Source organism: Paenibacillus sp. JNUCC 35 (genome assembly GCF_058269095.1).
Window position 1 is genome coordinate 1375201 of sequence record NZ_CM177771.1, and the last position, 21000, is coordinate 1396200.

General features: G+C 53.1%; 28 protein-coding genes. 15 read left to right on the forward strand and 13 right to left on the reverse strand.

What is annotated here, in order from left to right; all coding sequences use genetic code 11:
* Nucleotides 1-17: 17 nt before the first annotated feature.
* Complete coding sequence (locus tag AC2TF6_RS06195) at nucleotides 18-500, forward strand: GNAT family N-acetyltransferase (protein WP_491310349.1); 483 nt, start codon at nucleotides 18-20, stop codon at nucleotides 498-500.
* A 114-nt stretch (nucleotides 501-614) separates the two neighbouring features.
* Here the strand turns inward: AC2TF6_RS06195 and AC2TF6_RS06200 are convergent, their stop codons facing one another.
* Nucleotides 615-812, reverse strand: coding sequence for a type II toxin-antitoxin system antitoxin (locus AC2TF6_RS06200; protein ID WP_009673157.1), 198 nt, complete (start codon nucleotides 810-812; stop codon nucleotides 615-617).
* Between the two features lie 8 nt (nucleotides 813-820).
* A complete protein-coding gene (locus AC2TF6_RS06205) occupies nucleotides 821-1663 on the reverse strand; it encodes an SPFH domain-containing protein (RefSeq protein ID WP_491310350.1) in 843 nt (280 codons plus the stop codon).
* A gap of 217 nt (nucleotides 1664-1880) precedes the next feature.
* On the opposite strand from AC2TF6_RS06205, the gene AC2TF6_RS06210 reads away from it, so the two are divergent.
* From AC2TF6_RS06210 to AC2TF6_RS06225, 4 genes are all read left to right on the forward strand, one after another.
* On the forward strand, nucleotides 1881-2225 hold the full coding sequence (locus tag AC2TF6_RS06210; protein ID WP_370001044.1) for a thioredoxin family protein: 345 nt from the start codon (nucleotides 1881-1883) through the stop codon (nucleotides 2223-2225).
* 296 nt (nucleotides 2226-2521) lie between these two features.
* The gene (locus AC2TF6_RS06215; protein ID WP_491310351.1) at nucleotides 2522-3553 is read left to right on the forward strand and encodes a COX15/CtaA family protein; all 1032 of its coding nucleotides are present in this window, start codon (nucleotides 2522-2524) and stop codon (nucleotides 3551-3553) included.
* A 415-nt stretch (nucleotides 3554-3968) separates the two neighbouring features.
* The gene (locus AC2TF6_RS06220; protein WP_491310352.1) at nucleotides 3969-4790 is read left to right on the forward strand and encodes a Cthe_2314 family HEPN domain-containing protein; all 822 of its coding nucleotides are present in this window, start codon (nucleotides 3969-3971) and stop codon (nucleotides 4788-4790) included.
* Nucleotides 4699-5487, forward strand: a complete 789-nt coding sequence (locus AC2TF6_RS06225) for an SDR family oxidoreductase (RefSeq protein ID WP_009673113.1) — start codon at nucleotides 4699-4701, stop codon at nucleotides 5485-5487. The genes AC2TF6_RS06220 and AC2TF6_RS06225 overlap by 92 nt, the downstream gene beginning before the upstream one ends.
* Nucleotides 5488-5550: 63 nt before the next feature.
* Here the strand turns inward: AC2TF6_RS06225 and AC2TF6_RS06230 are convergent, their stop codons facing one another.
* The gene (locus AC2TF6_RS06230) at nucleotides 5551-5799 is read right to left on the reverse strand and encodes a NifU family protein (RefSeq protein ID WP_009673094.1); all 249 of its coding nucleotides are present in this window, start codon (nucleotides 5797-5799) and stop codon (nucleotides 5551-5553) included.
* A 208-nt stretch (nucleotides 5800-6007) separates the two neighbouring features.
* Here AC2TF6_RS06230 and AC2TF6_RS06235 point away from each other — a divergent pair, with 208 nt between their 5' ends.
* On the forward strand, nucleotides 6008-6250 hold the full coding sequence (locus AC2TF6_RS06235; protein WP_370001050.1) for a hypothetical protein: 243 nt from the start codon (nucleotides 6008-6010) through the stop codon (nucleotides 6248-6250).
* 88 nt (nucleotides 6251-6338) lie between these two features.
* Entirely contained in the window at nucleotides 6339-6593 is a 255-nt protein-coding gene (locus tag AC2TF6_RS06240) for a YuzB family protein (protein WP_491310353.1), read from the forward strand.
* A 55-nt stretch (nucleotides 6594-6648) separates the two neighbouring features.
* On the opposite strand, the gene AC2TF6_RS06245 is transcribed toward AC2TF6_RS06240, so the two are convergent.
* The gene (locus AC2TF6_RS06245; RefSeq protein ID WP_009673186.1) at nucleotides 6649-7713 is read right to left on the reverse strand and encodes an NAD(P)/FAD-dependent oxidoreductase; all 1065 of its coding nucleotides are present in this window, start codon (nucleotides 7711-7713) and stop codon (nucleotides 6649-6651) included.
* Nucleotides 7714-7793: 80 nt separating this feature from the next.
* A complete protein-coding gene (mqnE, locus tag AC2TF6_RS06250) occupies nucleotides 7794-8897 on the reverse strand; it encodes an aminofutalosine synthase MqnE (RefSeq protein ID WP_491310354.1) in 1104 nt (367 codons plus the stop codon).
* Between the two features lie 372 nt (nucleotides 8898-9269).
* On the opposite strand from mqnE, the gene AC2TF6_RS06255 reads away from it, so the two are divergent.
* Both AC2TF6_RS06255 and erpA read left to right on the forward strand, forming a co-directional pair.
* A complete protein-coding gene (locus AC2TF6_RS06255) occupies nucleotides 9270-9473 on the forward strand; it encodes an aspartyl-phosphate phosphatase Spo0E family protein (protein WP_016423556.1) in 204 nt (67 codons plus the stop codon).
* Nucleotides 9474-9574: 101 nt separating this feature from the next.
* Nucleotides 9575-9934: an iron-sulfur cluster insertion protein ErpA gene (gene erpA / locus AC2TF6_RS06260; protein WP_170318715.1), complete on the forward strand. Its 360-nt coding sequence runs from the start codon at nucleotides 9575-9577 to the stop codon at nucleotides 9932-9934.
* Nucleotides 9935-10118: 184 nt separating this feature from the next.
* Here the strand turns inward: erpA and mscL are convergent, their stop codons facing one another.
* Nucleotides 10119-10544, reverse strand: a complete 426-nt coding sequence (gene mscL, locus AC2TF6_RS06265) for a large-conductance mechanosensitive channel protein MscL (protein WP_085981308.1) — start codon at nucleotides 10542-10544, stop codon at nucleotides 10119-10121.
* 93 nt (nucleotides 10545-10637) lie between these two features.
* Nucleotides 10638-10799: a hypothetical protein gene (locus tag AC2TF6_RS06270; protein ID WP_009676280.1), complete on the reverse strand. Its 162-nt coding sequence runs from the start codon at nucleotides 10797-10799 to the stop codon at nucleotides 10638-10640.
* 441 nt (nucleotides 10800-11240) lie between these two features.
* On the opposite strand from AC2TF6_RS06270, the gene sda reads away from it, so the two are divergent.
* Nucleotides 11241-11396, forward strand: coding sequence for a sporulation histidine kinase inhibitor Sda (gene sda / locus AC2TF6_RS06275; RefSeq protein WP_009676266.1), 156 nt, complete (start codon nucleotides 11241-11243; stop codon nucleotides 11394-11396).
* Nucleotides 11397-11436: 40 nt separating this feature from the next.
* Here sda and AC2TF6_RS06280 read toward each other — a convergent pair whose 3' ends face one another.
* Both AC2TF6_RS06280 and AC2TF6_RS06285 read right to left on the reverse strand, forming a co-directional pair.
* Complete coding sequence (locus tag AC2TF6_RS06280; protein ID WP_491310355.1) at nucleotides 11437-11691, reverse strand: hypothetical protein; 255 nt, start codon at nucleotides 11689-11691, stop codon at nucleotides 11437-11439.
* Between the two features lie 101 nt (nucleotides 11692-11792).
* Entirely contained in the window at nucleotides 11793-12728 is a 936-nt protein-coding gene (locus AC2TF6_RS06285; protein ID WP_491311598.1) for an NAD(P)/FAD-dependent oxidoreductase, read from the reverse strand.
* 467 nt (nucleotides 12729-13195) lie between these two features.
* Here AC2TF6_RS06285 and AC2TF6_RS06290 point away from each other — a divergent pair, with 467 nt between their 5' ends.
* Both AC2TF6_RS06290 and AC2TF6_RS06295 read left to right on the forward strand, forming a co-directional pair.
* A complete protein-coding gene (locus tag AC2TF6_RS06290) occupies nucleotides 13196-14389 on the forward strand; it encodes an NAD(P)/FAD-dependent oxidoreductase (RefSeq protein ID WP_491310356.1) in 1194 nt (397 codons plus the stop codon).
* Between the two features lie 120 nt (nucleotides 14390-14509).
* Nucleotides 14510-14788: a hypothetical protein gene (locus AC2TF6_RS06295; RefSeq protein WP_009676256.1), complete on the forward strand. Its 279-nt coding sequence runs from the start codon at nucleotides 14510-14512 to the stop codon at nucleotides 14786-14788.
* A 394-nt stretch (nucleotides 14789-15182) separates the two neighbouring features.
* On the opposite strand, the gene hemQ is transcribed toward AC2TF6_RS06295, so the two are convergent.
* Nucleotides 15183-15929: a hydrogen peroxide-dependent heme synthase gene (gene hemQ, locus AC2TF6_RS06300; protein WP_491310357.1), complete on the reverse strand. Its 747-nt coding sequence runs from the start codon at nucleotides 15927-15929 to the stop codon at nucleotides 15183-15185.
* Between the two features lie 193 nt (nucleotides 15930-16122).
* Here hemQ and AC2TF6_RS06305 point away from each other — a divergent pair, with 193 nt between their 5' ends.
* On the forward strand, nucleotides 16123-16386 hold the full coding sequence (locus AC2TF6_RS06305; RefSeq protein WP_009676274.1) for a YuiB family protein: 264 nt from the start codon (nucleotides 16123-16125) through the stop codon (nucleotides 16384-16386).
* Nucleotides 16387-16479: 93 nt separating this feature from the next.
* Here the strand turns inward: AC2TF6_RS06305 and AC2TF6_RS06310 are convergent, their stop codons facing one another.
* Nucleotides 16480-16704, reverse strand: a complete 225-nt coding sequence (locus tag AC2TF6_RS06310) for a PspC domain-containing protein (RefSeq protein WP_009676275.1) — start codon at nucleotides 16702-16704, stop codon at nucleotides 16480-16482.
* A gap of 267 nt (nucleotides 16705-16971) precedes the next feature.
* On the opposite strand from AC2TF6_RS06310, the gene AC2TF6_RS06315 reads away from it, so the two are divergent.
* Nucleotides 16972-18480 carry a replication initiation and membrane attachment family protein gene (locus AC2TF6_RS06315; protein WP_491310358.1) on the forward strand — a complete coding sequence of 503 codons (1509 nt, stop codon included), beginning with the start codon at nucleotides 16972-16974 and terminating at the stop codon, nucleotides 18478-18480.
* A 33-nt stretch (nucleotides 18481-18513) separates the two neighbouring features.
* Nucleotides 18514-19464 (forward strand): primosomal protein DnaI, encoded by a 951-nt coding sequence (dnaI, locus tag AC2TF6_RS06320; RefSeq protein WP_009676271.1) that lies wholly within the window; start codon nucleotides 18514-18516, stop codon nucleotides 19462-19464.
* 140 nt (nucleotides 19465-19604) lie between these two features.
* Here dnaI and AC2TF6_RS06325 read toward each other — a convergent pair whose 3' ends face one another.
* Both AC2TF6_RS06325 and AC2TF6_RS06330 read right to left on the reverse strand, forming a co-directional pair.
* Nucleotides 19605-20612, reverse strand: coding sequence for a protoglobin domain-containing protein (locus tag AC2TF6_RS06325; RefSeq protein WP_491310359.1), 1008 nt, complete (start codon nucleotides 20610-20612; stop codon nucleotides 19605-19607).
* Nucleotides 20613-20805: 193 nt separating this feature from the next.
* A complete protein-coding gene (locus AC2TF6_RS06330) occupies nucleotides 20806-20952 on the reverse strand; it encodes a YqzM family protein (protein ID WP_009676287.1) in 147 nt (48 codons plus the stop codon).
* Nucleotides 20953-21000: the final 48 nt, after the last annotated feature.

Consider the following 21000-nt stretch of genomic DNA (forward strand, 5'->3'; position numbering starts at 1 on the left):
GGCAAAGAGGAGATAAAATGGAAATCAGAAAATTTCAGGTATCGGATATTCGCGCCATCGTCTCGTTGTTTTATGAAACCGTTCATTCCGTGAATAAGAAAGATTATACCCAAGAGCAGCTTCATGCATGGGCATCCCAAGAGGAAGAGGAGCTCAGATTGGAATCCTGGAAGGATTCGATGAGCCGCAATATCACGTATGTCGCTCTAATTGATGGCAAAATTGTGGGTTTTTCGGATATGACCGTAAACGGATACGTGGACAGACTGTACGTGGATAAGGATTTTCAAGGAGAGGGAATAGCTTCAGCTTTAATGAACGTTCTTGAATACGAGGCAAAAAACCGGGGGGTTGCCGAACTGGAAACGGACGCGAGTATCACGGCGAAACCGTTTTTCGAACATCACGGGTTCCGGTTGGTTCGGAAGCAAAGCGTGGAACGCAGAGGGATTAAGCTGGTTAACTTTAAGATGAAGAAAGAATTAAGCCGTGACGTTTGAGAGAAAAGACCAGCAGCGCAGCTCACGCATGGCCTTAAAAATGTAGAGCCGATATCCCCGAGGGGAGTATCGGCTCTCTTATGGTGGGGCGGGAGGTTTATGTCGCCTCTCGCCTCAGTTCTCATTCTCCAATTCCCCGTCCGGAGGCGGTGCCGGTGCGTGGCCCGGCATTCTGCCTGCACGCACCAGCGCCTCCCGGAGCAGGAATTCGATGTGCCCGTTGACGCTGCGGAACTCGTCGGCTGCCCAGCGCTCCAAAGCTTGATGGAGCTTCGGATCGAGCCGCAGCGGAAAGTTCTTCTTAACAACCATGTGTCAGCTTAATAAATGGAGCTGGAGTTGATGACAGGCTGGGCGGACCTGTCGGAGACAACCGCTACGAGCAGGTTGTTGATCATCGCGGCTTTGCGCTCTTCATCCAGCTCGACGACGCCTTCCGCCTGAAGGCGGGCGATTGCCATCTGCACCATGCTGACCGCGCCTTCTACGATCTTCTCGCGTGCGGATATGATGGCGGAGGCCTGCTGGCGCTGGAGCATGGCGCTTGCAATCTCGGTGGAGTAGGCCAAGTGAGTCAGCCTGGACTCCAATACTTCAACCCCGGCTACGCTGAGACGGCTTTGCAGCTCGAGGGTGAGTTCCTTGGCAACCTCTTCGCTGTTGGCGCGCAGAGAGTAGGCTTCTCCGGCATAGGAGTCGTACGGGTATTTGGAGGCGACATGACGGAGGGCGGTTTCGCTTTGAATTTCCACGAATGCCTGGTAATTATCGACTTCGAACTTGGCTTTGGCCGTATCGACTACGCGAAAAACGACGACGGCCGCAATTTCAATGGGATTGCCGTCCACATCGTTGACTTTCAGCCGCGCGCTGTTGAAGTTGCGGACACGCAGCGATATTTTTTTGCGCTCGCTGAAAGGGATCGTTACCCAGAAGCCGCTGTCGCGGACTGTGCCGCTGTAGCGGCCGAAGAAATTGACGATCATCCCCTGGTTCGGCTGTACGACGGTAAACGAGCTGAGTACTACGCCTGCCAGCACAAACAGCAGTACGGCGGGGATAATCAGCTCCGCGGTCAGGCAGAAAATACCTGCTCCGATAAATACGACCATAGCAAGCAGGCCGACAAATCCATTGATTTTCCAGACATGACGTTCGGTCATCGCGTTCATCTCCTTTTAGACAATCAGAAAATTTTAAATATCTTTTTGATATTTATATGATATCACTTTTTACAATGTATGTAAATGGTCGAATGGACCGCATTTTTGCTGTTATTGACAGGCCCGGAGGAGCATGCTATAAGATAAACAAGTTTATCAGATTCCGATGAAGCCGGTCGGGAATGAAGGCCGGACGATTCTATTCGAGGTGATCCCCATGGAAAAAGTCCACAATGAACAAGATTTCCGGGCGGCGGTAGAGAAATCCGAAGTGACCGTTGCCGTTTTTAAAGCAACCTGGTGTAAAGACTGCCATTATATCGAGCCTTTTATGCCGGATCTGGAGAAGGCGTATGCCGGGCGCATCTCGTTCATCGAGCTGGACCGGGACGAAGTGCCCGATCTCTGCGAGGAATTGAACATTCTGGGCATTCCGAGCTTTATCGCCTTCAGCGGCGGGCAAGAGCTGATCCGTTTTGTCAGCAAGCTGCGCAAAACGCGTGAAGAGATCGAGCAGTTCCTTGACCGCGCGATCGAAGTGGGCAACGCGCTGGCCAAGTAATACAGGCACTCGGGAGACTCGTTCTCCTTTAAGTAGAACAAAAACAGCCGTTTCTTCGGGAACGGCTGTTTTTTTGTATACCGTTTCCAGCCGCGTCTTTCTGCATAATTTGCGGTCATTAGGGACTCCCTAATGATGGGCTGCGTGCCAGCCGCTTCTTTCAAGGCTTTGTAACATTTGCGAATGGAATTGGCCCCGAATAGTAGCTATAATGAATACAAGCGGCATTGCTGCTGTCGGCAGCCAAATCTCTTGCAAAAATAGCCTTATTGATTATAGAGAAGTAGGTGCATGGTATGTATAAATTAACGAAGCGGCTCTCTTTACTCACCATGATCGGCATGTTCCTGATCGTGATTATGGGCGCGCTCGTAACCAAAACCGATTCGGGTTTGGGCTGCGGTAACGAATGGCCGCTCTGCAACGGCAAGTTCGTCCCGGCCTATACGATCTCATCCGTTATCGAATACAGTCACCGGGCGGTGACGGGCCTTGTGGGTCTGCTGCTACTCGCCACATTTATTCTTGTTTTCAAAACGGTCAGCCGTAAGGACGCGAAGTATTTCGTAGCGGGTGCGGGCTTCTTCACCGTGCTGCAGGCGATTATGGGCGCCCTGGCCGTTGTCTTTTCGCAGTCTTCCGCGGTTATGGCGCTTCATTTCGGCCTTTCGCTGCTTGCCTTCGCCATGACGCTGCTGCTCTGGCTGACGTTCACGAAATGGGGAAACTACACGGTTTCCGTCGCCCGCACGGCGGACGGCCGCACACCGGCGCTGCCGAAAGATGCCGCTCCGATCGGCCGCGGCTTCCGCGCATTCGTCTGGTTTGTCGGCGTCTACTGTTACATCGTCGTTTATGTGGGCGCTTTTGTCCGGCATACGGAGTCTTCGGGAGGCTGCATCGGCTGGCCGCTCTGTAACGGACAGGTCGTCCCGGAACTGACGGGCGCCACCGGAATCGTATTTGTCCACCGCATCGCGGCGGTGATTATGTTCATCTTCGGACTCGCTTTGTTCTTGATCGCACGCAAGAAATACAGCCATCTTGAAAATGTGTACAAAGGCGCGGGCTGGGTGCTGGGCTTCCTGATCGCTCAAATTTTCAGCGGAGCTACCGTTACCTGGTCCTTGGGACACGATACGGCTTTCTTGTTCACCGGCATGATCCACGCGGTTCTGATCTGCGCCTTGTTCGGATGGATCAGCTACCTGTGCGTCGTGATGCTGAATGCGCGCGTACCGCTGGGCGCCGAGCAGCCGCGCAGCAAGCAGGAAAGTCCGAAGCCGGCGAAGGCTCCCGTTAACCGAAAGGAAGCCGTAACGGAATGACTTTTTGCGGTCCTGGCTGTCTCCGGCGTCCCTTCAACCCGAGAACTTGCGGTCGATTCCACGCCGCATTCAATTAGAGGAAGGAAAACGCGCTGCTTTTCACGAATGTGAAGGGCAGCCGTTTTTTTTGCCTCGAATATATTCGGGACTTGCTGCCTGGAGGAACCTGATATTCCGGTGTATGCGCGCCAACCAATGCGGGCGGTGCAGAGCGGCTTAACTGTTCCGGCGGGACTGTCCGGGCCCAACGGTGACGACTCCCGTTTTTCGAAAAAGGCTCATTTAGGGTAATCCAAAAGTAGACGCCCCGGAAGGAGCGGCCGCTTCATAGGAAGCTCCGGCCCGGCCGGACCTGAATGTATGGATCGCGGAGACGGAGCTCATACTGAAAAAAATAAGGAAATGAGTGAAAGCTATGCTAAGAACGATTTTCAACGAGACGAAACGCGGCGAGCGCTCCGACGAGCGGCTGGAACAAGCTTTCACTTCGATCAAGCGTTATTTGACCGTCCTTCAGCAAAGCCGACATTCTTCGCCCTCCTACAGCCCCAAAAAGCTGCATAGACTCTATGTATGGTCCCAAGGGTTTCTCGATGCCTTGGATGAGCTGGAGGAAAGCAAATACTGCGCCGGTCGTTTTGCCGAGCGTGTCAAGAAGTCTTATCTCGATGAAATGCAGCCCGAGGAGCTGGACGATTACAGGCGGTATGTTTATTTTTATAAAAACGCGCTTATCCGTCTTTTTTCGGTGCTGGATAAGCTGGGGTATTTTTTGAACGATTTGTTCGACCTCAAGACGGAGACCCTCAAAACGCACTTTTCCTTTTTTACCGTATTGCGTAAAATGAGAGAGAGCGGGGTTCATCCCGCCCTGCAGCAAAAATTGTACGAACTGAAAACAGAAGCCAAACAGCCGCTTCAGGTTCTTCGCAACCAGCGGAATATGGAAATTCACTACGTGAATGTAGAGATGCTGGATGATCTGATGCTGTCCCAATCCTATTTGGGCGACCGTATCCAAGTGGAGAATATCGCGGATAATCTGGCGCAGATGGACCGCGGATACGAGATGGTTTGCATCACGATGGATCTCGTGTTCCAGTATATATCCAGGGGCAGCACAGGGGGAAACGGGGAGGAGAATCATGGCGGAGGTACGCAGAACGGCTCTCATCACGGGCAGCGCGAAAGGGCTCGGCAAAATGGCGGCGCTAACGCTGGCCAATCAAGGGTATGATATCGTTATCAATTATGTACATAGTGAAGAGGAAGCGCACGATCTGGTCAGGCACATCCAGAATACGGGCGTCCGCGCCGCCGCGATTCAAGGCGACGTCTCCCGCGGCGAGGATATCGAGCGCATCGCGGAGACGGTGGGGGAAACGATGGGCGGCGTCGATGTGCTCGTCAACAACGCCGGCCCTTTCATCCGCGAACGGAGGCTGTTCGCGGATTATACACGCGATGAGATTGATTATCTCATCAACGGCAACCTGCTCGGCGTGATCCGGCTGGATCACGCGCTGCTGCCCCACATGCGGCGTAAGCGCTGGGGCCGCATCATCCACTTCGGCTTCGGCCATGCCGCCGAAGCGCGTGCTTGGCCCCACAGGGCCGTCTACGCGGCCGCCAAGGTGGGGCTGGTTTCGTTCACGAAGACACTGGCCGAAGAAGAAGCGGCCCACGGGATCACCGTGAACATGATCTGTCCGGGCGATATCCGCGGAGCCAACAAGGAGAAGCGGATCGAGGAAGTGGAGAACTGCACCGACGATGAAACGCCTCGGGGCAGACCCGGCACGGGCGAGGATGTCGCCCGGGTGTTGTCCTTCCTATGCGACCCGAAGTCGGATTTCCTGACGGGGAACATCATGGAAGTGAACGGCGGCCTCGATCCGATCCAGACGCTGCCGATGCTGAAGCAGGGAAGGTAAGCAGCACCGGCTTCGCACCCATAAGCCATAAAAAAAACCGGCCCCAAGGGCCGGTCTTTTTTATTAGAATACTTGAACAACCTCGACAACGCCTTCTACTTCTTCGACAAGCGCACGCTCGATACCGGCTTTCAGCGTAATTGTGGAGCTCGGGCAGCTTCCGCATGCACCCATCAGCTTCAGTTTTACGATACCGTCTTCCACGTCCACCAGTTCCACGTCACCGCCATCACGCTGCAGGAACGGGCGAAGCTTATCTAGAACCTCAAGTACTTCATCATACATGGTTGCACTTTGGGTATTTTCAGTCATTTCAATCGACTCCTTTCTTATTTTATTATAGTACATTTCGGGAAAAAAAAATATCCCCCGCATAGAAAGGGGCGGCCGGACGTTCGGGCCGGCCATTTATTTTTTTTCAAAAAAACACTTCTTATTCCTTGGCATATGTTATATAATACAAATCATATAAAAGGAGAACTGTATTATAACATTCAAAAGCGGAGAGGATTGAGTCACGATGAACGAGAATAACGATTGCTTCCACTGTTATGGAGATGGGGAAACGGAGTGTCAAAGCTGTTCCGGTGAAGGAAGCCGGGGAGACCGGGGAATCTGCACGTCCTGCGGGGGAAGCGGGAAAACGGCCTGCGCGCGCTGCAGCGGAAGCGGTGTAGTGGCCGATGCGTTCGACGTTCAAGACTCGATCACCGACATTATGCGGAGCCTGTACTTCAGACCGGAGTATACCAGGGGAAGATAATGGCGTGCCGTCCGTCCGCGATCCTATGCTCAAATCTCCCCGGATGTGTTACAATACAGATAGTTTGTGAAACAGGTGGAGATCAAACATGAGACCTATCATTGAGTTTTGCGCAAGCAATATGCATCACGGTACGGACGCCGTCATGAAGAAGCTGGAGGACAACCCGGATTACGATGTCATCGAATACGGATGTCTGGGAAACTGCGGGGAATGTTACCTTTTTCCTTTTGCCATGGTGAACGGTGAAATCGTAGCGGCGGAGACAGCCGACAAGCTGTTTGACGAAATTTCCAGAAAAATAAAGGAAGTCGAAGAGATGTTCGATCTGTTCGGCGACTGAATAACAAAAAGCCCGGTCTGCACAATGTCTGCAAACCGGGCTTTTTTTTGCTTTTCTAGCCCCAGTGGTGTTTGGACATCCACAGGACTCCGTTTTTCAAGACACGCGGAACCATGCCTGTCATAACGGTTTTCTTGCCCATCAGGCCGAAACCTGTCTTCTTGCCGAGGGAGCCGAGAACCCCTTTGAGCTTGATCTGGCCTAGCTTAGGCGTTTCGTTCTTCCACAGAGCCTGCATAACCTCGACGATCTGTTTGCCCTGCGATTCGGCCGCCTGGGCGCTCGGGGAGAACGGCAGGCTGGCGCAGTCGCCGACGACGAACACGTTCGGGTGGGACGGGATCTGATGGTACTCGTTCAGCAGCACGCGTCCGGAAGGATCTTTGTCCACCGCGAGCTGTTCGACGATCGGACTCGGCTTGATGCCGGCCGTCCAGATCGTGGCGTCCGTACGGATGATCTCTTCTTCGTTGTAGAGATCGCCGCCTTCCAGTCTTTTCAGAGAGACGTGGGAACGCATTTCGATGTCGTGGTCGAGCATCCAATCGCGTACGAATTCTTTCGCCTTGGTAGGGAAGGAGGACAGAATGCTTGCGCCGCGGTCCAGGATACGGATATTGATATCCTGCCGGCTTTCGCGAAGCTCCGCCGCCATTTCCACCCCGCTAAGGCCGCCGCCGACGATGGTAACCTGACCGTAAGGAACGACGTCATTGACACGCTGATACGTGATGCGGGTTTGCGAGAAGGTCTGAATGCCGTTGGAAAATTCCTGCGCGCCCGGAATGCCGTGGAAATTGTCCACACAGCCGAGGCCGATCACGAGGTAATCGTAGTCGAGCGGTTCTTTGTCGGCAAAGATCACCTGTTTCGTTTCCAGGTTCACTTCCGTAACCTCTCCGTATTTAAGCGATAATCTGGGATCGTTGGGATAGGCAACGCGAAGTTCCGTCTCGGCGGCCGTACCGGCAGCCAGCGCGTAGTATTCCGTCTTCAGCCCTTGAAAAGGCGAACGGTCGACCATCGTGACCGTCCAGTTGTCGGGTATTTCTTTTTCCAGAAGCTCCGTGGCTATGGTAATGCCGCCATAACCGCCTCCCAGAATAACAAACTTGTTCATGTTACATGAATCCCTTCTGCCATGGCTTTTGTTCGTTGCATCATCTTGTGTCAAAGGCTTCTAAAAGGTTCTTACCCCAATTAGTTGTAGGTTTGAACCACATTGTAGAAGGTATCCCGTTCAACCGGAACTCGTCCCGCTCCTTTAATCAGCCAGACCAGATCTTCTTTCGTGACTCCGTCCGGCGATTGAGCGCCCGCGGCGTGGGAAATGCGTTCCTTCACAATGGTTCCGTGAGCGTCAGATGCGCCGAATTGGAACGCAAGCTGAGTCACTTTGATACCCATGTTAATAAAATAGGCTTTAATATGCGGGAAATTGTCGAGCATCAAACGGCTGATCGCAATCGTTTTGAGCTCGTCGACGGCAGGCACGCGGCGGCGGATACCCGCGCTCGCGCTGGCCGGCTGGATCGAATTCGGGATGAACACGAGGAATCCTTCGGTTTCATCCTGCAGATCGCGCAGCAGGGCCATGTGCTCGACACGCTCTTCAAGCGTCTCGATCGAGCCGTAAAGCATCGTCGCATGCGTCTTCATGCCGAGCTCGTGAGCCGAACGATGGACATCCAGCCACTGGTTCGTGTCGGCTTTCTCGACTCTCATCTTCTTGCGGTAGCGCTCGGTCAAAATCTCGGCTCCGCCGCCGGGCAGCGTATCGAGACCTACATCCATCAGGGTGCGGAGCACCTCTTTGTAGCTGAGTCCGCTGATTCGCGCGAAGAAGTCGATTTCGGCCGCCGTATGGGCTTTGATCGATACTTGCGGATAATGCTGTTTCAGGGTGCGCAGGGCGTCCACATAATATTGGAACGGCACATGCGGATTGTGACCCTGGCTGATGTGGAACTCGCGAATATCCGGGTGGAAATTTTCGGAGATATACGTCAGCATCTCAGAAGGCGTCAGTGTGTAGGAACCTGCCTCGCCTTCATCTCTGCGGAAATGGCAAAACGCGCAGTGTTCTTCGCATACGTTCGTAAAATACAAACTCATGTTTTGTACAAAATACACGTTTTTGCCGTTCTTGCGCAGGTTGACCTTATTGGCTAATTGACCAATGGTCAACAAATCGTCCGATTGGTACAAAAACAGGCCGTCCTCCCGCGAAAGACGTTCTCCGTTCTCAACCTTTTCTGCAATTTCCGCCATGCGGCGGTCAGGACTGTCTATAATGACATTCACTAGTATACCCTCCCCGTCGGATCTTTTGAATCCATCCTGTGTAAATTTTTCACCGTACGTTCAAAATCAAGTGAACCTCTACAAAGAAGCATATCCCGTCAACCGTATAACGTCGGCTGCAGGATTCCATACTAAAAAAAGCGATAAAAGTCCGGTTTCATCCCTCCTATTATAAACCTGTCATCCCAAAGGGGCAATAAGGATAAAGCTTGCAGCTCTTCCAGGGCGGCCTGATTCGCCGCCTCTGTACCGGTTTGCCGGTAAATATATTCGCAGACCCGGACAAAAACTGGTAAAAAGGTCTTTATTATCCTTCGGGGTTTGATGTACACTGAAATGGTGATCTTTTTTTGGATAGGATGGTAGGTACATATGCAGCAATCGGAGGAGTGGGAATGCAGACAGAAGCTTGACGTCAGAATCGAGCAACTGCGGTCCCAGATGGTAGAGAACGGGATGAAATACGGATTCCTGCACCCGAGTGTACAGCACGACAGCAGAAGACTCGACAAACTTATACTGCGGTACTACCAGCTGGAGCGGGGAGAGTCACCTCTTGAGACGAAGCTTGAATAGGAGTATACTATAGGAAGATAAGTGGATTACTAAAAGACTGCTTTCAGGAGTCGGGCGCTGGACTAAGGCCGCTCCGTACAAGGAGGTTTATTTATATGAGTCTGATCAAGATCAGTGAAGAGGCAACGGACAAAATCAAGGAAATGCTCGCGGCCGAGGAAACACCGGATCTTTTTCTGCGCGTCGGTGTCAAAGAAGGCGGATGCAGCGGTTTTTCGTACGGTATGGGTTTCGACAACGACCAGAAGGAAGAAGATAAGGTTCTGGATTTCAGCGGCTTGAAAGTGGTCGTGGACCCGGAAAGCGCGAAATACCTGTATGGCGTCGAGATTGACTACAAGGATGCGGGCATGGGCGGAGGTTTCACGATCGACAATCCCAATGCGGTAGCATCTTGCGGCTGCGGCGCTTCTTTCAAGGTGAAAGGCGAAGAGGGCAAGGCGGAGAAGTGCGACGACTAAGCCGGTTAAGAGAGAGAACCCCAGGGCGGTTTACGTCCCTGCGGTTCTTTTCTTTTGCTTCAGGGAGCATGAGAGCCCGGAAAAATAAAAACCTGCGAGATGCGCCCGAAGGCTGCCATCTAGCAGGTTTCTTTTGTGGAATTCAATAGTTTAAGATGTGAAATGAAAGCAGAGCGAACCAGCCCTATGATTGGGGCAGAGCTTCCGGTTCAAGCACCGAAGTGCAGCGAGGACAACGGGTTGCCTTCGCGGCGATTTCCGAAATGCAGTAAGGGCACTCCTTCGTCGGCTCGGACTTGACTTCCTCTTGAGGTTCTTCTTTTCTGCGCAGCTTGTTCATCTGGCGGATCATCAGGAAAATGACGGCCGAAACGATGATAAAATCAATGATGTTATTGATAAAGGCTCCGTAATTGATCGTGACGCCGCCTGACAGAGGAAGTTTTAAATTCTTGAAATCCATCTTGCCGAGCAGCAAACCGATCGGGGGCATAAGAATATCGTTGACGAGCGAGGTCACGATTTTATTGAAAGCGGCCCCTATGATAACGCCGACCGCAAGGTCCACAACGTTGCCGCGCATAATAAACTTTTTGAATTCGCCGATGATTTGAATTTTTTTAGGTTGATTTTCCAAGTCCAATACAGCCTCCCTTTTACCCTCCTAGTCTATCAGAGGGGGCACCAGGGAATCAATATGCAATTAATAGAGAATGCGTTTGAGAACGCGCGTGTTTTCCCCGTACTTCATTTTCATCTGCTTGGACTGTTCCAGCATGTACGCATACAGTTCCTTCAAACGGAGCTTCTGCGGCCGGATGGTCTCTTTCACTTCTCCGTTGACTACGATGTCGTAGACGATCATGACTCACTTCTCCTTTCGCTTACTGAACCCAGTATAAACGGCCAGTATTAAATCTACGTTAAATGAGATCGTCCATCCTGTGAAATTTACAGGTCCCAAAAGGGAGTAGGGACGACAACTACGTTCAATATATGCGAAAGGAGTCGGATTATTCCCGTTATATGGGAAATCGGTGTGGAGATTTAAATAAATCCGCAAATGAAGCTTCATGAATTCTGTTGATGGAGGGACAAGTTCCGATTATTTGTTTTTATCACGGTAAAGTAAAAAAAGGTGTGTATAACTTTGTCCACATCATCCACCTACAAAACTCGCCATTATTAGAGTCTATTCACAAATTACCCACAAGATATGCACATGGGATTGTGGATAACAGAACGATTGTTCTAATTTTTGGCGCATGGTAATATAATGACAAGTTAAGCAGGAAAGGTGGTTGGTATGAGACAGATTAGCGACGAGACCCTCGTTGAATCGTATTTCAAAGCCCTTGACCTTGAACTGGAATCGGAATTTGTCGATCTACTACTAGGCGAAATTAACCGGAGACATATTGTGCTGGAAGCTTATCATAGCGACGAAGCTGCGCTTGCGTAGCTTCTTTTTTTGTCCGCCGGTCAATATAGAAGATTGAAGATCAAGTTAAGCTCTCAGAAACGGCCAGCACCGAGCTTGCGCCGCATGCCTCGCAATAAAGCATATGCAGACATTCGCTCCGCGTGACATCCGGGTATCCGTTGGTCATGGAGATATCTTCGATCGGCCGGTAAGGTGAGTAGGGGCCGAAATAATCGTTAACCCGTCCGCAGTCGGACGCGCTGCCGCTTCCGCAGTGCGGACAGACGGCGCTGAGCACGTCCATTCCGTTGCAAACGGTGCAGAAAGTAGACAAAAGGCATTCCTCCTCAATCGGCTCGCGGGTTCGCGGCGTCAAAGTTAGAATGCCCTTCGTGCTTTATTTTCATTTGTAAGAGTCGGCCTGCGGCTCTTGCATCAGAACTTCATGTTGCTGCTGTGTCCCGGTGAAAGTTTGGCGGACGGGTCCAGATAAACTTTCGCGTTGTTGACGGCGGTGGGCGCTTCTCCGAAGCCCACGGCGATGAGCTTCAGCTTGCCCGGGTACGTGGTGATGTCTCCTGCCGCGAAGATGCCGGGTACGTTCGTCTCCATCCGCGAATCGACGACGATGGAGCCGTTCTCGATCTGAAGCCCCCACTCCGCGATCGGACCCAATGAAGAAACGAAACCGAAATTAACGACGACGGCATCGACGTCGAGCACCGTTTCTTCTCCTGTCTTGACATGCTTCAGGGTTACTTTGCGGATCGCATCGTCGCCTTCGAGCCCGGTGATTTCGGTCGGCGTGACGACGTTGACGCGGGAATTCATCAGCTTCTCCACGCTGTGCTCATGGGCGCGGAATTTATCCCGGCGGTGAATGAGCGTAACCTGCTCGGCGATCGGCTCCAGCATGAGCGACCAGTCGACGGCGGAATCGCCTCCCCCGCTGATAAGAACCTTCTGACCGGCGAACGAGTTCAGATCGCTGACGAAATAGTGCAGATTCGTTTTCTCGTACCGGGCAGCTTCCGGCAGTTCCAGACGGCGCGGTTCGAAGGCGCCGACGCCTCCGGTAATGATAACCGCCTTGCCCAAATGAGATTCCTTATCCGTGATAACCTCGAACAGGCGCTCCTCTTTCTTGACCACCTGCACAACTTTCTCTTCCAGACAAACGTGAATCGGAAAGTGATTCATCTGGACGGCCAGGCTGTTCACAAGCTCCTGCGCGGTCACTTTCGGAAATCCCGCTACATCGTATATATGCTTCTCCGGATACAGAGCGGCAAGCTGCCCGCCCAGTTGAGGCATACTTTCGATTAACGTAACGGAAGCCTGACGCATACCCCCGTAAAACGCCGCAAACATACCGGCCGGTCCGCCCCCGATGATGATCAGATCTTTCACTTGGTCGTGCTGAATTTCGGTTTCACTCACTACTCGGACACCTCCACTGTTCTGCACATTGCTTTCTGCTCCATTATAAACGCCCGAAATGCGGAAATAAACCAAATAGATGTATAAAGCCGAGCAAAGCGGTTGACAATCCTTCTGAAAAGCTCTTCCAAAGGCGCTTATATGGGACTAACTTCCCTTTTAACAGGTGGAAAATACTGGTTGAAAAACCTTCGTTTTTGAGGAAATTGACCCTTGCTATTTAACAGGGCACATTATATGATTGCATGAGATTGGTGCTGCATTTCCGTGAAAAATGGCGAATTTGCCTGGCTCGAAGGATAGAGAGAGAAACATTTTCACGGACATATCCGTAAGGAGATATGTGTTAATTTTCACAATGCAAGCCCTTAAAAAAGTATGGAAGTGAGAGAGAACCAATGAGTAGAGTCCCAAGGATAGTCATATTGGGCGCTGGCTACGGTGGTGTTGTAACATCTTTACGTCTTCAGAAGCTGTTAAATTATAACGAAGCGGACGTAACGCTGGTGAACAAGCATGATTATCATTATATTACGACCCATCTGCATATGCCCGCAGCCGGAACGGATAAACCTGATAATGCACGTGTCAATATTTCCTCACTGATCGATGAATTCAAGGTGGACTTCGTGAAATCGACCGTAGTTCAAATCCGCCCGGGGGAGAAGAAAGTCATCCTCGAAGACGGCACCCTGTCCTACGATTATCTGGTTATCGGTCTCGGCGGCGAGCCGGAAACGTTCGGAATCCCGGGTTTAAAAGAATATGCGATGACGATCCGCAGCATTAACAGCGTACGTCATATCCGCGAACATATCGAATACCAGTTCGCCAGGTTCAAACAGGAGCCGGACCGCAAAGAGCTGCTGACTTTCGTCGTAGGCGGCGCGGGTTTCTCCGGCATTGAATTCGTCGGGGAACTGGCGGACCGTATCCCCGAGCTGTGCAAAGAGTTCGACGTGGACCCGGCGCTTGTCCACATTTATAATATCGAAGCGGCTCCGACGGCTTTGCCCGGCTTCGATCCGGAGCTGGTGGAGTATGCGATGCGCCTGCTCACCGATAAAGGCGTCACGTTCAAAATCGCCACCGCGATCAAGGAATGCACGCCGGAAGGCGTCCTCATCGCAGGGGACGAATTCATCAAAGCGGGTACCGTCATCTGGACGGGAGGAATCCGCGGCAATCATCTCCTGGAGGATGCGGGCTTCGAAACGATGCGCGGCCGCATCAAGGTCGATGAATTCCTGCGCGCGCCGGGTTACGACAATATTTTCGTAACGGGCGACTGCTCCCTGGTGATGAATCCCGAAGGGAGGCCTTACCCGCCGACGGCTCAAATCGCGACCCAGCAGGGGGAGAACTGCGCGTTGAACCTCGTGGCTTCCATCCGCGGCAACGCATTGAAGGAATTCGCGTTCGTCAACCGCGGCACGGTAGCTTCCCTGGGCAAAGGCGAAGCCATCGGCATTGTCGGTACGAAGAAAATGAAGGGCGGTACGGCGGCTCTAATGAAGAAAGTCATCGATATGCGCTACCTGTATACGATTGGCGGTCTTCCGCTCATGGTCCGCAAAGGAAAGCTGCGCTAACCGGCTTTCCGGACAGGATGATCAAGACCGAAGCCGCCACCGGCAACCGTCCGCAAAGGGCGCGCCGGGGCGGCTTTTTTGCTGAACGGATAAGGCAGCCAGGGGAGGTGTACATACGAAATGAGACACTGCAGTGTACAAGTACGCGGGCTTTTGACCCGCAGCGAGCTGGACCGCTACAATGCGCTGATCGAAGTCGGCCACTATCTGGAGAATCAGAAGGAATACGGTCACGTGGCCGTCGTTCAGAAGGAGATCGACATACTTATCCTTCCGGCGATAGAACGGCTCAAGGAGAAGAGCCGCCAGCGTGACCGCGACACGGAGGACTATCTGCGCCGCAAGGCGGAGATGGAAGCCGAAATGAAGCGGATCGCGGAGGAAGACGACGAGGACTAAGGAGCCGCCTCGCGCCGGTCGGGTTCCGTCGGGAACGGGACATAACGCCCGCCGGTCTTCGCGAGGTTTGCGGGCACGCAACGAAGCCGAATCGCGTGTCACGGGGCTTAACTCGCGGTACGCACCGCCCATTGCATGCGTACGGAAGCAAGGCGGCCGTACGGAACGCAGCGGCTGCACTGTACGCGAGGCCCGCCCGGAAGCGGCCGCTGAGGCGCGGTTTCCCGCTGCGTAGTTCGCCGGTCGCGAGTCGCGCTCCGCGGGGAAGCGCCGGCCGCGGCACCTCCCCGCCGGACCCTTGGCGGAGAAGCCGCGCTCCGTCCGCCGGCGCAAAAAAGCCTGAGCGTCTTCCCTAAGGGAAACGTTCAGGCTTTTTTGCTTGCCGCGGGGCGGGCTATACGTCCAGCAGACGGCCGAGGCGGTCATTGTCGAGCAGGTTGCCGACGTAGAAGTCGCCGAACTCGCCGTAGCGTGCGCTCACTTCATCGAAGCGCATTTCGTACACGAGCTTCTTGAACTGCAGCGCGTCGTCGGCGAACAGCGTGACGCCCCATTCCCACAGATCGAAGCCGACGGAGCCGGTGATGATCTGTTTGACTTTGCCGGCGTAGCTGCGGCCGATCATGCCGTGGCTGCGCATCATGGCTTTGCGCGATTCGAGGTCGAGCATGTACCAGTTGTCGCTGCCTTGACGGCGTTTGTTCATCGGATAGAAGCAGATGTGCTTCGCTTTAGGCAGCGTCGGCTTCAAGCGTGCGACCACTTCGGGACTTTCCATCGGATCGGAGCCCGGCTTGGCCATGTAGCTGCTCAGCTCGACGACCGATACATAGGAGTAGACCGGGATTGTGTATTTGGCGAACGCCGATTTGTTGAAGGCGGTCTCCAGATCGTTCAGCTCTTCGAGCGTTTCGCGGAGCTGCATGAACAGAATATCGGCCTTCTGGCCTACGATGCTGTACAGAGCCGTGCTTCCTTCTTTATTATCTTCAATTGTTGCCCACTCGCCGATAAACGAACGAAGCTCGTCCTCCGCGCGCTTGCGCTCTTCCGGAGACGCTTCTTTCCAGGCATTCCAGTCCATGCGGCGGAAATCGTGCAGGGCGTACCAACCTTCTAATGTTTCGATGGCTTCACTCATAAGAAACGGAAACCCTCCTTTAATCTAGAGAAATTCGGGTCTTACCAATCTTTCTCATTGTATCGGCTCCGCTTTCAAAAGGCAAATGAACAAACGGTGTCGTGCGCTCAATGTTCATGATGTGGACACTTTACCTGACTGTGGAAATTGCTTTACAATAGAGAGAAGAATGCGTAAAAGGAGTGGACCGATTTTGATTCAGTTGGTCATCGTCATCGTCCTGATGTTCGTGCTGTTTTTTGGACTCGGGTTTATTCTAAATATGCTGATGAAAACGACCTGGTTTCCGGTCTATGCGTTTGTGGCGCTGATCATCGGGTTGAGCTTCTATTACAGCGACAAAATGACATCGATTACAGCGGTGGATATCGCGCCGGTCATCGGCGGACTCATAGGAGCTGTCGTGAGCGGCACGACGATCCGCACGCTGAGAATCAAAGGCTTCAAAATGTTCTAGAACACGCTGTAAAGACAGCCAGAAAAAGCCCGGAGCATCAGCTCCGGGCTTTCTTAATTATAAGGGATATCCGTTTGCGGCTTCCGCAGCCGATTAGTACGTGTGGTAAGAATCGTGATAGCCGTAGCCTGCATAAGGCTCTTTGGGAACGAGCAGGGAAGCGACGATGTAAATCAGAGTGAAGGTGCCGAAGCTGAACACGGCTCCGATTACGGCGATCAGGCGGACGATGGTAGCGTCTACGCCCAGCAGCTGGGCAAGGCCTCCGCAAAGTCCTGTAAGCTTACGGTCTGTTCTGGAACGGAAAAGTTTATTCATGATTAATTCTCTCCTTTGGGATAGTCGATTGTGGGGTCCGGAACGGGTCCGGCTCGTTTGTCTTGCGCCGTTTCCGTATTTCATGTCTTTATCTTACCAGATCGGAAGGAGAGCCAAAACGGCCCTAAGGCGGTTTTGGAGTTAGACTTTAGTCGGGGCGGCCCCTCGTCATTAAGGCCAGGTAACATTTTTCACTCCCTTCCCTGTCGAGATTTGTGGTAAAATGATGTTCAGACCTTTTAAGGTACGGATGGAGAGTTTGATGCTATGCGATTGACCAATTTGCTGCATTTTACAGAGAATCACCGGTTCTGCGTGTACCGGGATTTCGCGTTAAGCAGTCTTGATTATAAAATGTTGTCTTCGATCTATCAGCCGATGATCGGGGGCTACGCCGTCAGCTTGTACCATACGCTCTACCAGCAGGTTCCGTCGGATAAAACGGGCTATGCCGGGCTGGAGCAGCAGCGCAAGCTTTTTTTATCGCTGGAATTGGATCCGGGCGAGCGCAGCCGCAAGCTGTTCATCGAGCAGTCCTCGAAGCTGGAGGCCGTCGGGCTGCTCCAGACGTCTCGCATTTACATGCAGGACGAGGATGATTACATCTACGAGTACACGCTGTTCTGCCCGCTTTCACCGAACGAATTTTTCCGCAATCAGCATCTGACCCTGCTCCTCCGGGACAAAATCGGCAAGTTTCTGCTGCTGTCGCTGCGCGACGAGCTTACGATGCCGGAGCCCGCGGAGCTGGCGGGAGCGGACAGCGAGAATTTGTCGGTGCCGTTCTACGAGCTGTTCCGCCTGAACACCCAGGTGATCGACTACGAGCTGGAGCAGGCTCTGTACGAAGCGTCGGCCGGCAAACAGGCGGCGCAGGCGCTTGACGTGACGACCAAAGGCTACGCCTACGCGGATCTCATCACCCGGTATCCCCGGGAGTCGTTTAACCGCATCTATGTCGAGAATCTGAAGTACAAGCCCGAAACGATGATCTCCATTAACATGGTAGCGAGGAAATACAGTTTGACTCTGCAGGAAACGGTCCGTCTGCTGGATGAGGACGGAATGTTCGACGAGGACGGCGAGCTTCAGATCGATTCCCTGCAGTACAAGGCGAATCTGTATTTCCGCCAGGGAAAGAAGAGAGAGGAAGAGCGCGAGCGTTTCCTTCACCGCGCAGAGCCGGGCGACGCCGGGGACAATACGGCCGATTCCGAAGAAGGAACCCGATCGGTGGAAATGCAGTACTACCTGGAGGTTCCGGCTTTCCTGCAGGGAGCGCACAACGAGCACCAGTACAATTCGCTGCTTAAAAACGAACCTTACACCCTGGTGCTGCAAAGCTTTTTCACCCAAGGTCCGGTTCCGAACGGCGTTCTGGATATTTTCGAGAAAATCGATCTCAATTATAAGCTTAAAGAAGAAGTCATTAATGTCCTGATCCATTATATCCATATCGACAAACGCTCGTGGGCCAAGTCGTCCATCGAAGCGGTCGCGTCGGACATGCTCGGCAAGCAGATCGCCTCGTTCGAGCAGGCCGTCGAATATGTGCGCCAGCGGCTGCAGTTCCGGCAGCAGGCGGCAGCCAAAGCGGCGGCGGCCAAAGCTTCCGGCGGTTACGCCGGCAAAGGGAAAGCGCGCACGGCAGGCAAGCAGATGAAGCCGCAGATCCCGATCGTCCAGAACAAGGGGCAGACGTCTCGTGTGACGGAAGAAGAGCTGGAAGCGATGCTGCGCAAGGCGAAGAAGCTCGATGAAATGTTTAATTCCTGAGAGTGCTAGACAATGGCGGGAGGAGGAACCCCGATGGAATCCCTGTCCGATATGCTGAAACAAATGCCCAAGAGCAGCTGGATGCAGAGGGCGGAGGAACAGGCCAAACAGGTGCTGGAGGATCCGCTGATCCTGAAGCTCCGCGGACAGTATCCGCAGCTGGACGATCATACGCTCAAAATCAACATGAACCGTCTGTACCAGTATGCGAGAGAACATAAGAACTGCCTGAACTGCCCGGGACTGGAGCGGTGCCCGAACGATATGCAGGGGCATTACACGATGCTGAACGTGGAAGACAACGGCGGCCGGACTTATATTCATGAAGAAAAAACGGCCTGCCGCAAATTTATAGCGAAGCAGTCCCAGGATGCGATCCGCAGCCGGATCCGCACGTTTCACATCGACGAGCAGGCGCTCAGCCGGGAGCATACGTACACGGATATTTTGCGGACGGATATGGAGCGCGCCAAGGCTGTCGATTTCCTGAACGACTATGTGATGCGGACAACGGAAGAAGGGCTGCAGAAGAAAGGGCTTTACCTGCAGGGCTCCTTCGGTACGGGCAAAACGTTCCTGATGTGCTACATGCTTTATCAGCTGGCGAAAAAAGGCTTTACGGGAGCCATCGTATATATGCCGGATTTTGCGGAGGATCTCAAGGGGATGTTCGGGGAACCGCAAAAGCTGAAGGAGACGATCGAGCTGCTGAAGGAGACGGACCTTCTGGTCTTCGACGATATCGGAGCGGAGAATCTCAATCCATGGCTGCGCGACCATGTCCTGGGAGCGATTCTCAACTACCGGATGAACCGCAAGCCGACATTCTTTACGTCCAATTACGATCTGGACGCCCTGGAGAAGCATTTCAGCTTCACGAACAAAGACGGTGACGAAGAGTACAAAGGCCAGCGGATTATGGACCGTGTACGGCCTTACGTCGAAGTCGTGACCGTAGACGGATATAACAAACGGGGGGCCTAGCTGCCCCCCGTTTGTTCGTATACGCCAAGAGCCGCCGCGGAATATGATCCGCAGGCGGCTCTTGGTTGTTCCTGCTCCGCGATATGCCGCCAGCATGCCGGGGAGCAGGGAAGGAGGAGCCGGCAGCGAAGTTGCCCGGCTTATTTCTTTTTGAGGCGCTCCAGATCGTGCGCGACCTGCTCGACCATCTGGACGAACGAGCTGAGCTCCTGGGAGCTTGCCGCCTGCGTGCGCGCGTAGATGGACGTCTGCTCGGACTCGTCGTGTACGGTGCCGAGAATCGTGCGAATCGCGGTCAGCTTGTCCTCGATCAGCTCCAGCGATTCCCGGGAACGGGAGGCGAGCTTGCGCACTTCGTTGGCGACGACTTCGAAGCCGCGCCCGGCATCGCCGGCACGGGCCGCTTCGATGGCCGCATTGAGGCCGAGAAGGTGAGTCTGCTCGGACACTTCCTTCATGAGAGCGCCCATCGCGTGGATGTGGCCGACTTCTTCCTCCAGGTCTTTTAAATATTGATGCGACTTGTCTTGGGACTCCGCGGTTTGTACGGCCGTCTCGGCCACGATCTGACTGCTGCTGCTCAGCTCGACCATCATGGAGGCGAGGTCCTGAACGGCTTTGGAAATGCCGGAGAGCATGATGGCCTGATCATCGGCCAGTTGTTGTATTTTAGCTTTCTCGTCATGCTCGTATGCTTCCAGAACGAGCTGCGAGTCAAGGTTGAACATTTTCGTCAGGGCATGGACAACTTCAAGCCAGGCTCCGTCCGGAAGGACACGCTTGAAATGACGGAGGGACAGATCGAGATACAGCATGTAGGTTCCCAGATACCATTCCGTTGTCAGACCGATCCGGGAATGCACTCTGCCTACGATCAGCCGGTTCTGGATATACCGTTCGTTCAGTACGCCCGAAGTCATGGACAGGAAGTAATCCGCCTGCGTCTGCTTCAAGCGCTCCAGCGTGCTGTGCCGCGAGATCAGGTCTCTGAGTTCGGGTTCGGCGGCGATCTGCTCGTAGAGCTGCTCCACCACCACTTCTACGATTTCGTTGAAAGCGGGTTCATTTGCTTTTAGCAGCTGCAGGTCATTCTCGGTTATACCGGTAAAACGGACCTGCTTCATCCGGTCATCAGACAATTGAATCAAAAAGGGCACCCCATTTTCTCTAGTTTCACCTGTTATTAGGAAGGGCGTAAATGGCCCTTTACCACAATTCTCCGTTTTGAGACCAAAGTCCTGCTTGATTGCTGCCAAAAGGTATTTTTCTCCCGATAAAACGCTGGAAAACAAGAAAAAAACCTGTCCGCATATGCAGCAGGTTTCTTTCAGGCGGTCTGGATTATCCGATCACCAGTTTAATAATGACCCCAATGATAAATATGATCATCAAAACGGCGAAGAATCCGCCAAAACCGAGGGCAACATCCATAAGGTCGTTGCGGGGCTCTTCATTCAAATGAAGTTCCGGATGTTTAGGATCGCTCATGCCTGTTCCTCCTCACTTGTCCGCCCGAAAATAAGCAGACGTAGGCTT

Excerpts from the sequence above, each read along its gene's own strand:
- AC2TF6_RS06195 (WP_491310349.1), top strand. The coding sequence starts at position 18 with ATGGAAATCAGAAAATTTCAGGTATCGGATATTCGCGCCATCGTCTCG.
- AC2TF6_RS06200 (WP_009673157.1), bottom strand. The coding sequence starts at position 812 with ATGGTTGTTAAGAAGAACTTTCCGCTGCGGCTCGATCCGAAGCTCCAT.
- AC2TF6_RS06205 (WP_491310350.1), bottom strand. The coding sequence starts at position 1,663 with ATGACCGAACGTCATGTCTGGAAAATCAATGGATTTGTCGGCCTGCTT.
- AC2TF6_RS06210 (WP_370001044.1), top strand. The coding sequence starts at position 1,881 with ATGGAAAAAGTCCACAATGAACAAGATTTCCGGGCGGCGGTAGAGAAA.
- AC2TF6_RS06215 (WP_491310351.1), top strand. The coding sequence starts at position 2,522 with ATGTATAAATTAACGAAGCGGCTCTCTTTACTCACCATGATCGGCATG.
- AC2TF6_RS06220 (WP_491310352.1), top strand. The coding sequence starts at position 3,969 with ATGCTAAGAACGATTTTCAACGAGACGAAACGCGGCGAGCGCTCCGAC.
- AC2TF6_RS06225 (WP_009673113.1), top strand. The coding sequence starts at position 4,699 with ATGGCGGAGGTACGCAGAACGGCTCTCATCACGGGCAGCGCGAAAGGG.
- AC2TF6_RS06230 (WP_009673094.1), bottom strand. The coding sequence starts at position 5,799 with ATGACTGAAAATACCCAAAGTGCAACCATGTATGATGAAGTACTTGAG.
- AC2TF6_RS06235 (WP_370001050.1), top strand. The coding sequence starts at position 6,008 with ATGAACGAGAATAACGATTGCTTCCACTGTTATGGAGATGGGGAAACG.
- AC2TF6_RS06240 (WP_491310353.1), top strand. The coding sequence starts at position 6,339 with ATGAGACCTATCATTGAGTTTTGCGCAAGCAATATGCATCACGGTACG.
- AC2TF6_RS06245 (WP_009673186.1), bottom strand. The coding sequence starts at position 7,713 with ATGAACAAGTTTGTTATTCTGGGAGGCGGTTATGGCGGCATTACCATA.
- AC2TF6_RS06255 (WP_016423556.1), top strand. The coding sequence starts at position 9,270 with ATGCAGCAATCGGAGGAGTGGGAATGCAGACAGAAGCTTGACGTCAGA.
- AC2TF6_RS06270 (WP_009676280.1), bottom strand. The coding sequence starts at position 10,799 with ATGATCGTCTACGACATCGTAGTCAACGGAGAAGTGAAAGAGACCATC.
- sda (WP_009676266.1), top strand. The coding sequence starts at position 11,241 with ATGAGACAGATTAGCGACGAGACCCTCGTTGAATCGTATTTCAAAGCC.
- AC2TF6_RS06285 (WP_491311598.1), bottom strand. The coding sequence starts at position 12,728 with ATGTTTGCGGCGTTTTACGGGGGTATGCGTCAGGCTTCCGTTACGTTA.
- AC2TF6_RS06290 (WP_491310356.1), top strand. The coding sequence starts at position 13,196 with ATGAGTAGAGTCCCAAGGATAGTCATATTGGGCGCTGGCTACGGTGGT.
- AC2TF6_RS06295 (WP_009676256.1), top strand. The coding sequence starts at position 14,510 with ATGAGACACTGCAGTGTACAAGTACGCGGGCTTTTGACCCGCAGCGAG.
- hemQ (WP_491310357.1), bottom strand. The coding sequence starts at position 15,929 with ATGAGTGAAGCCATCGAAACATTAGAAGGTTGGTACGCCCTGCACGAT.
- AC2TF6_RS06310 (WP_009676275.1), bottom strand. The coding sequence starts at position 16,704 with ATGAATAAACTTTTCCGTTCCAGAACAGACCGTAAGCTTACAGGACTT.
- AC2TF6_RS06315 (WP_491310358.1), top strand. The coding sequence starts at position 16,972 with ATGCGATTGACCAATTTGCTGCATTTTACAGAGAATCACCGGTTCTGC.
- dnaI (WP_009676271.1), top strand. The coding sequence starts at position 18,514 with ATGGAATCCCTGTCCGATATGCTGAAACAAATGCCCAAGAGCAGCTGG.
- AC2TF6_RS06330 (WP_009676287.1), bottom strand. The coding sequence starts at position 20,952 with ATGAGCGATCCTAAACATCCGGAACTTCATTTGAATGAAGAGCCCCGC.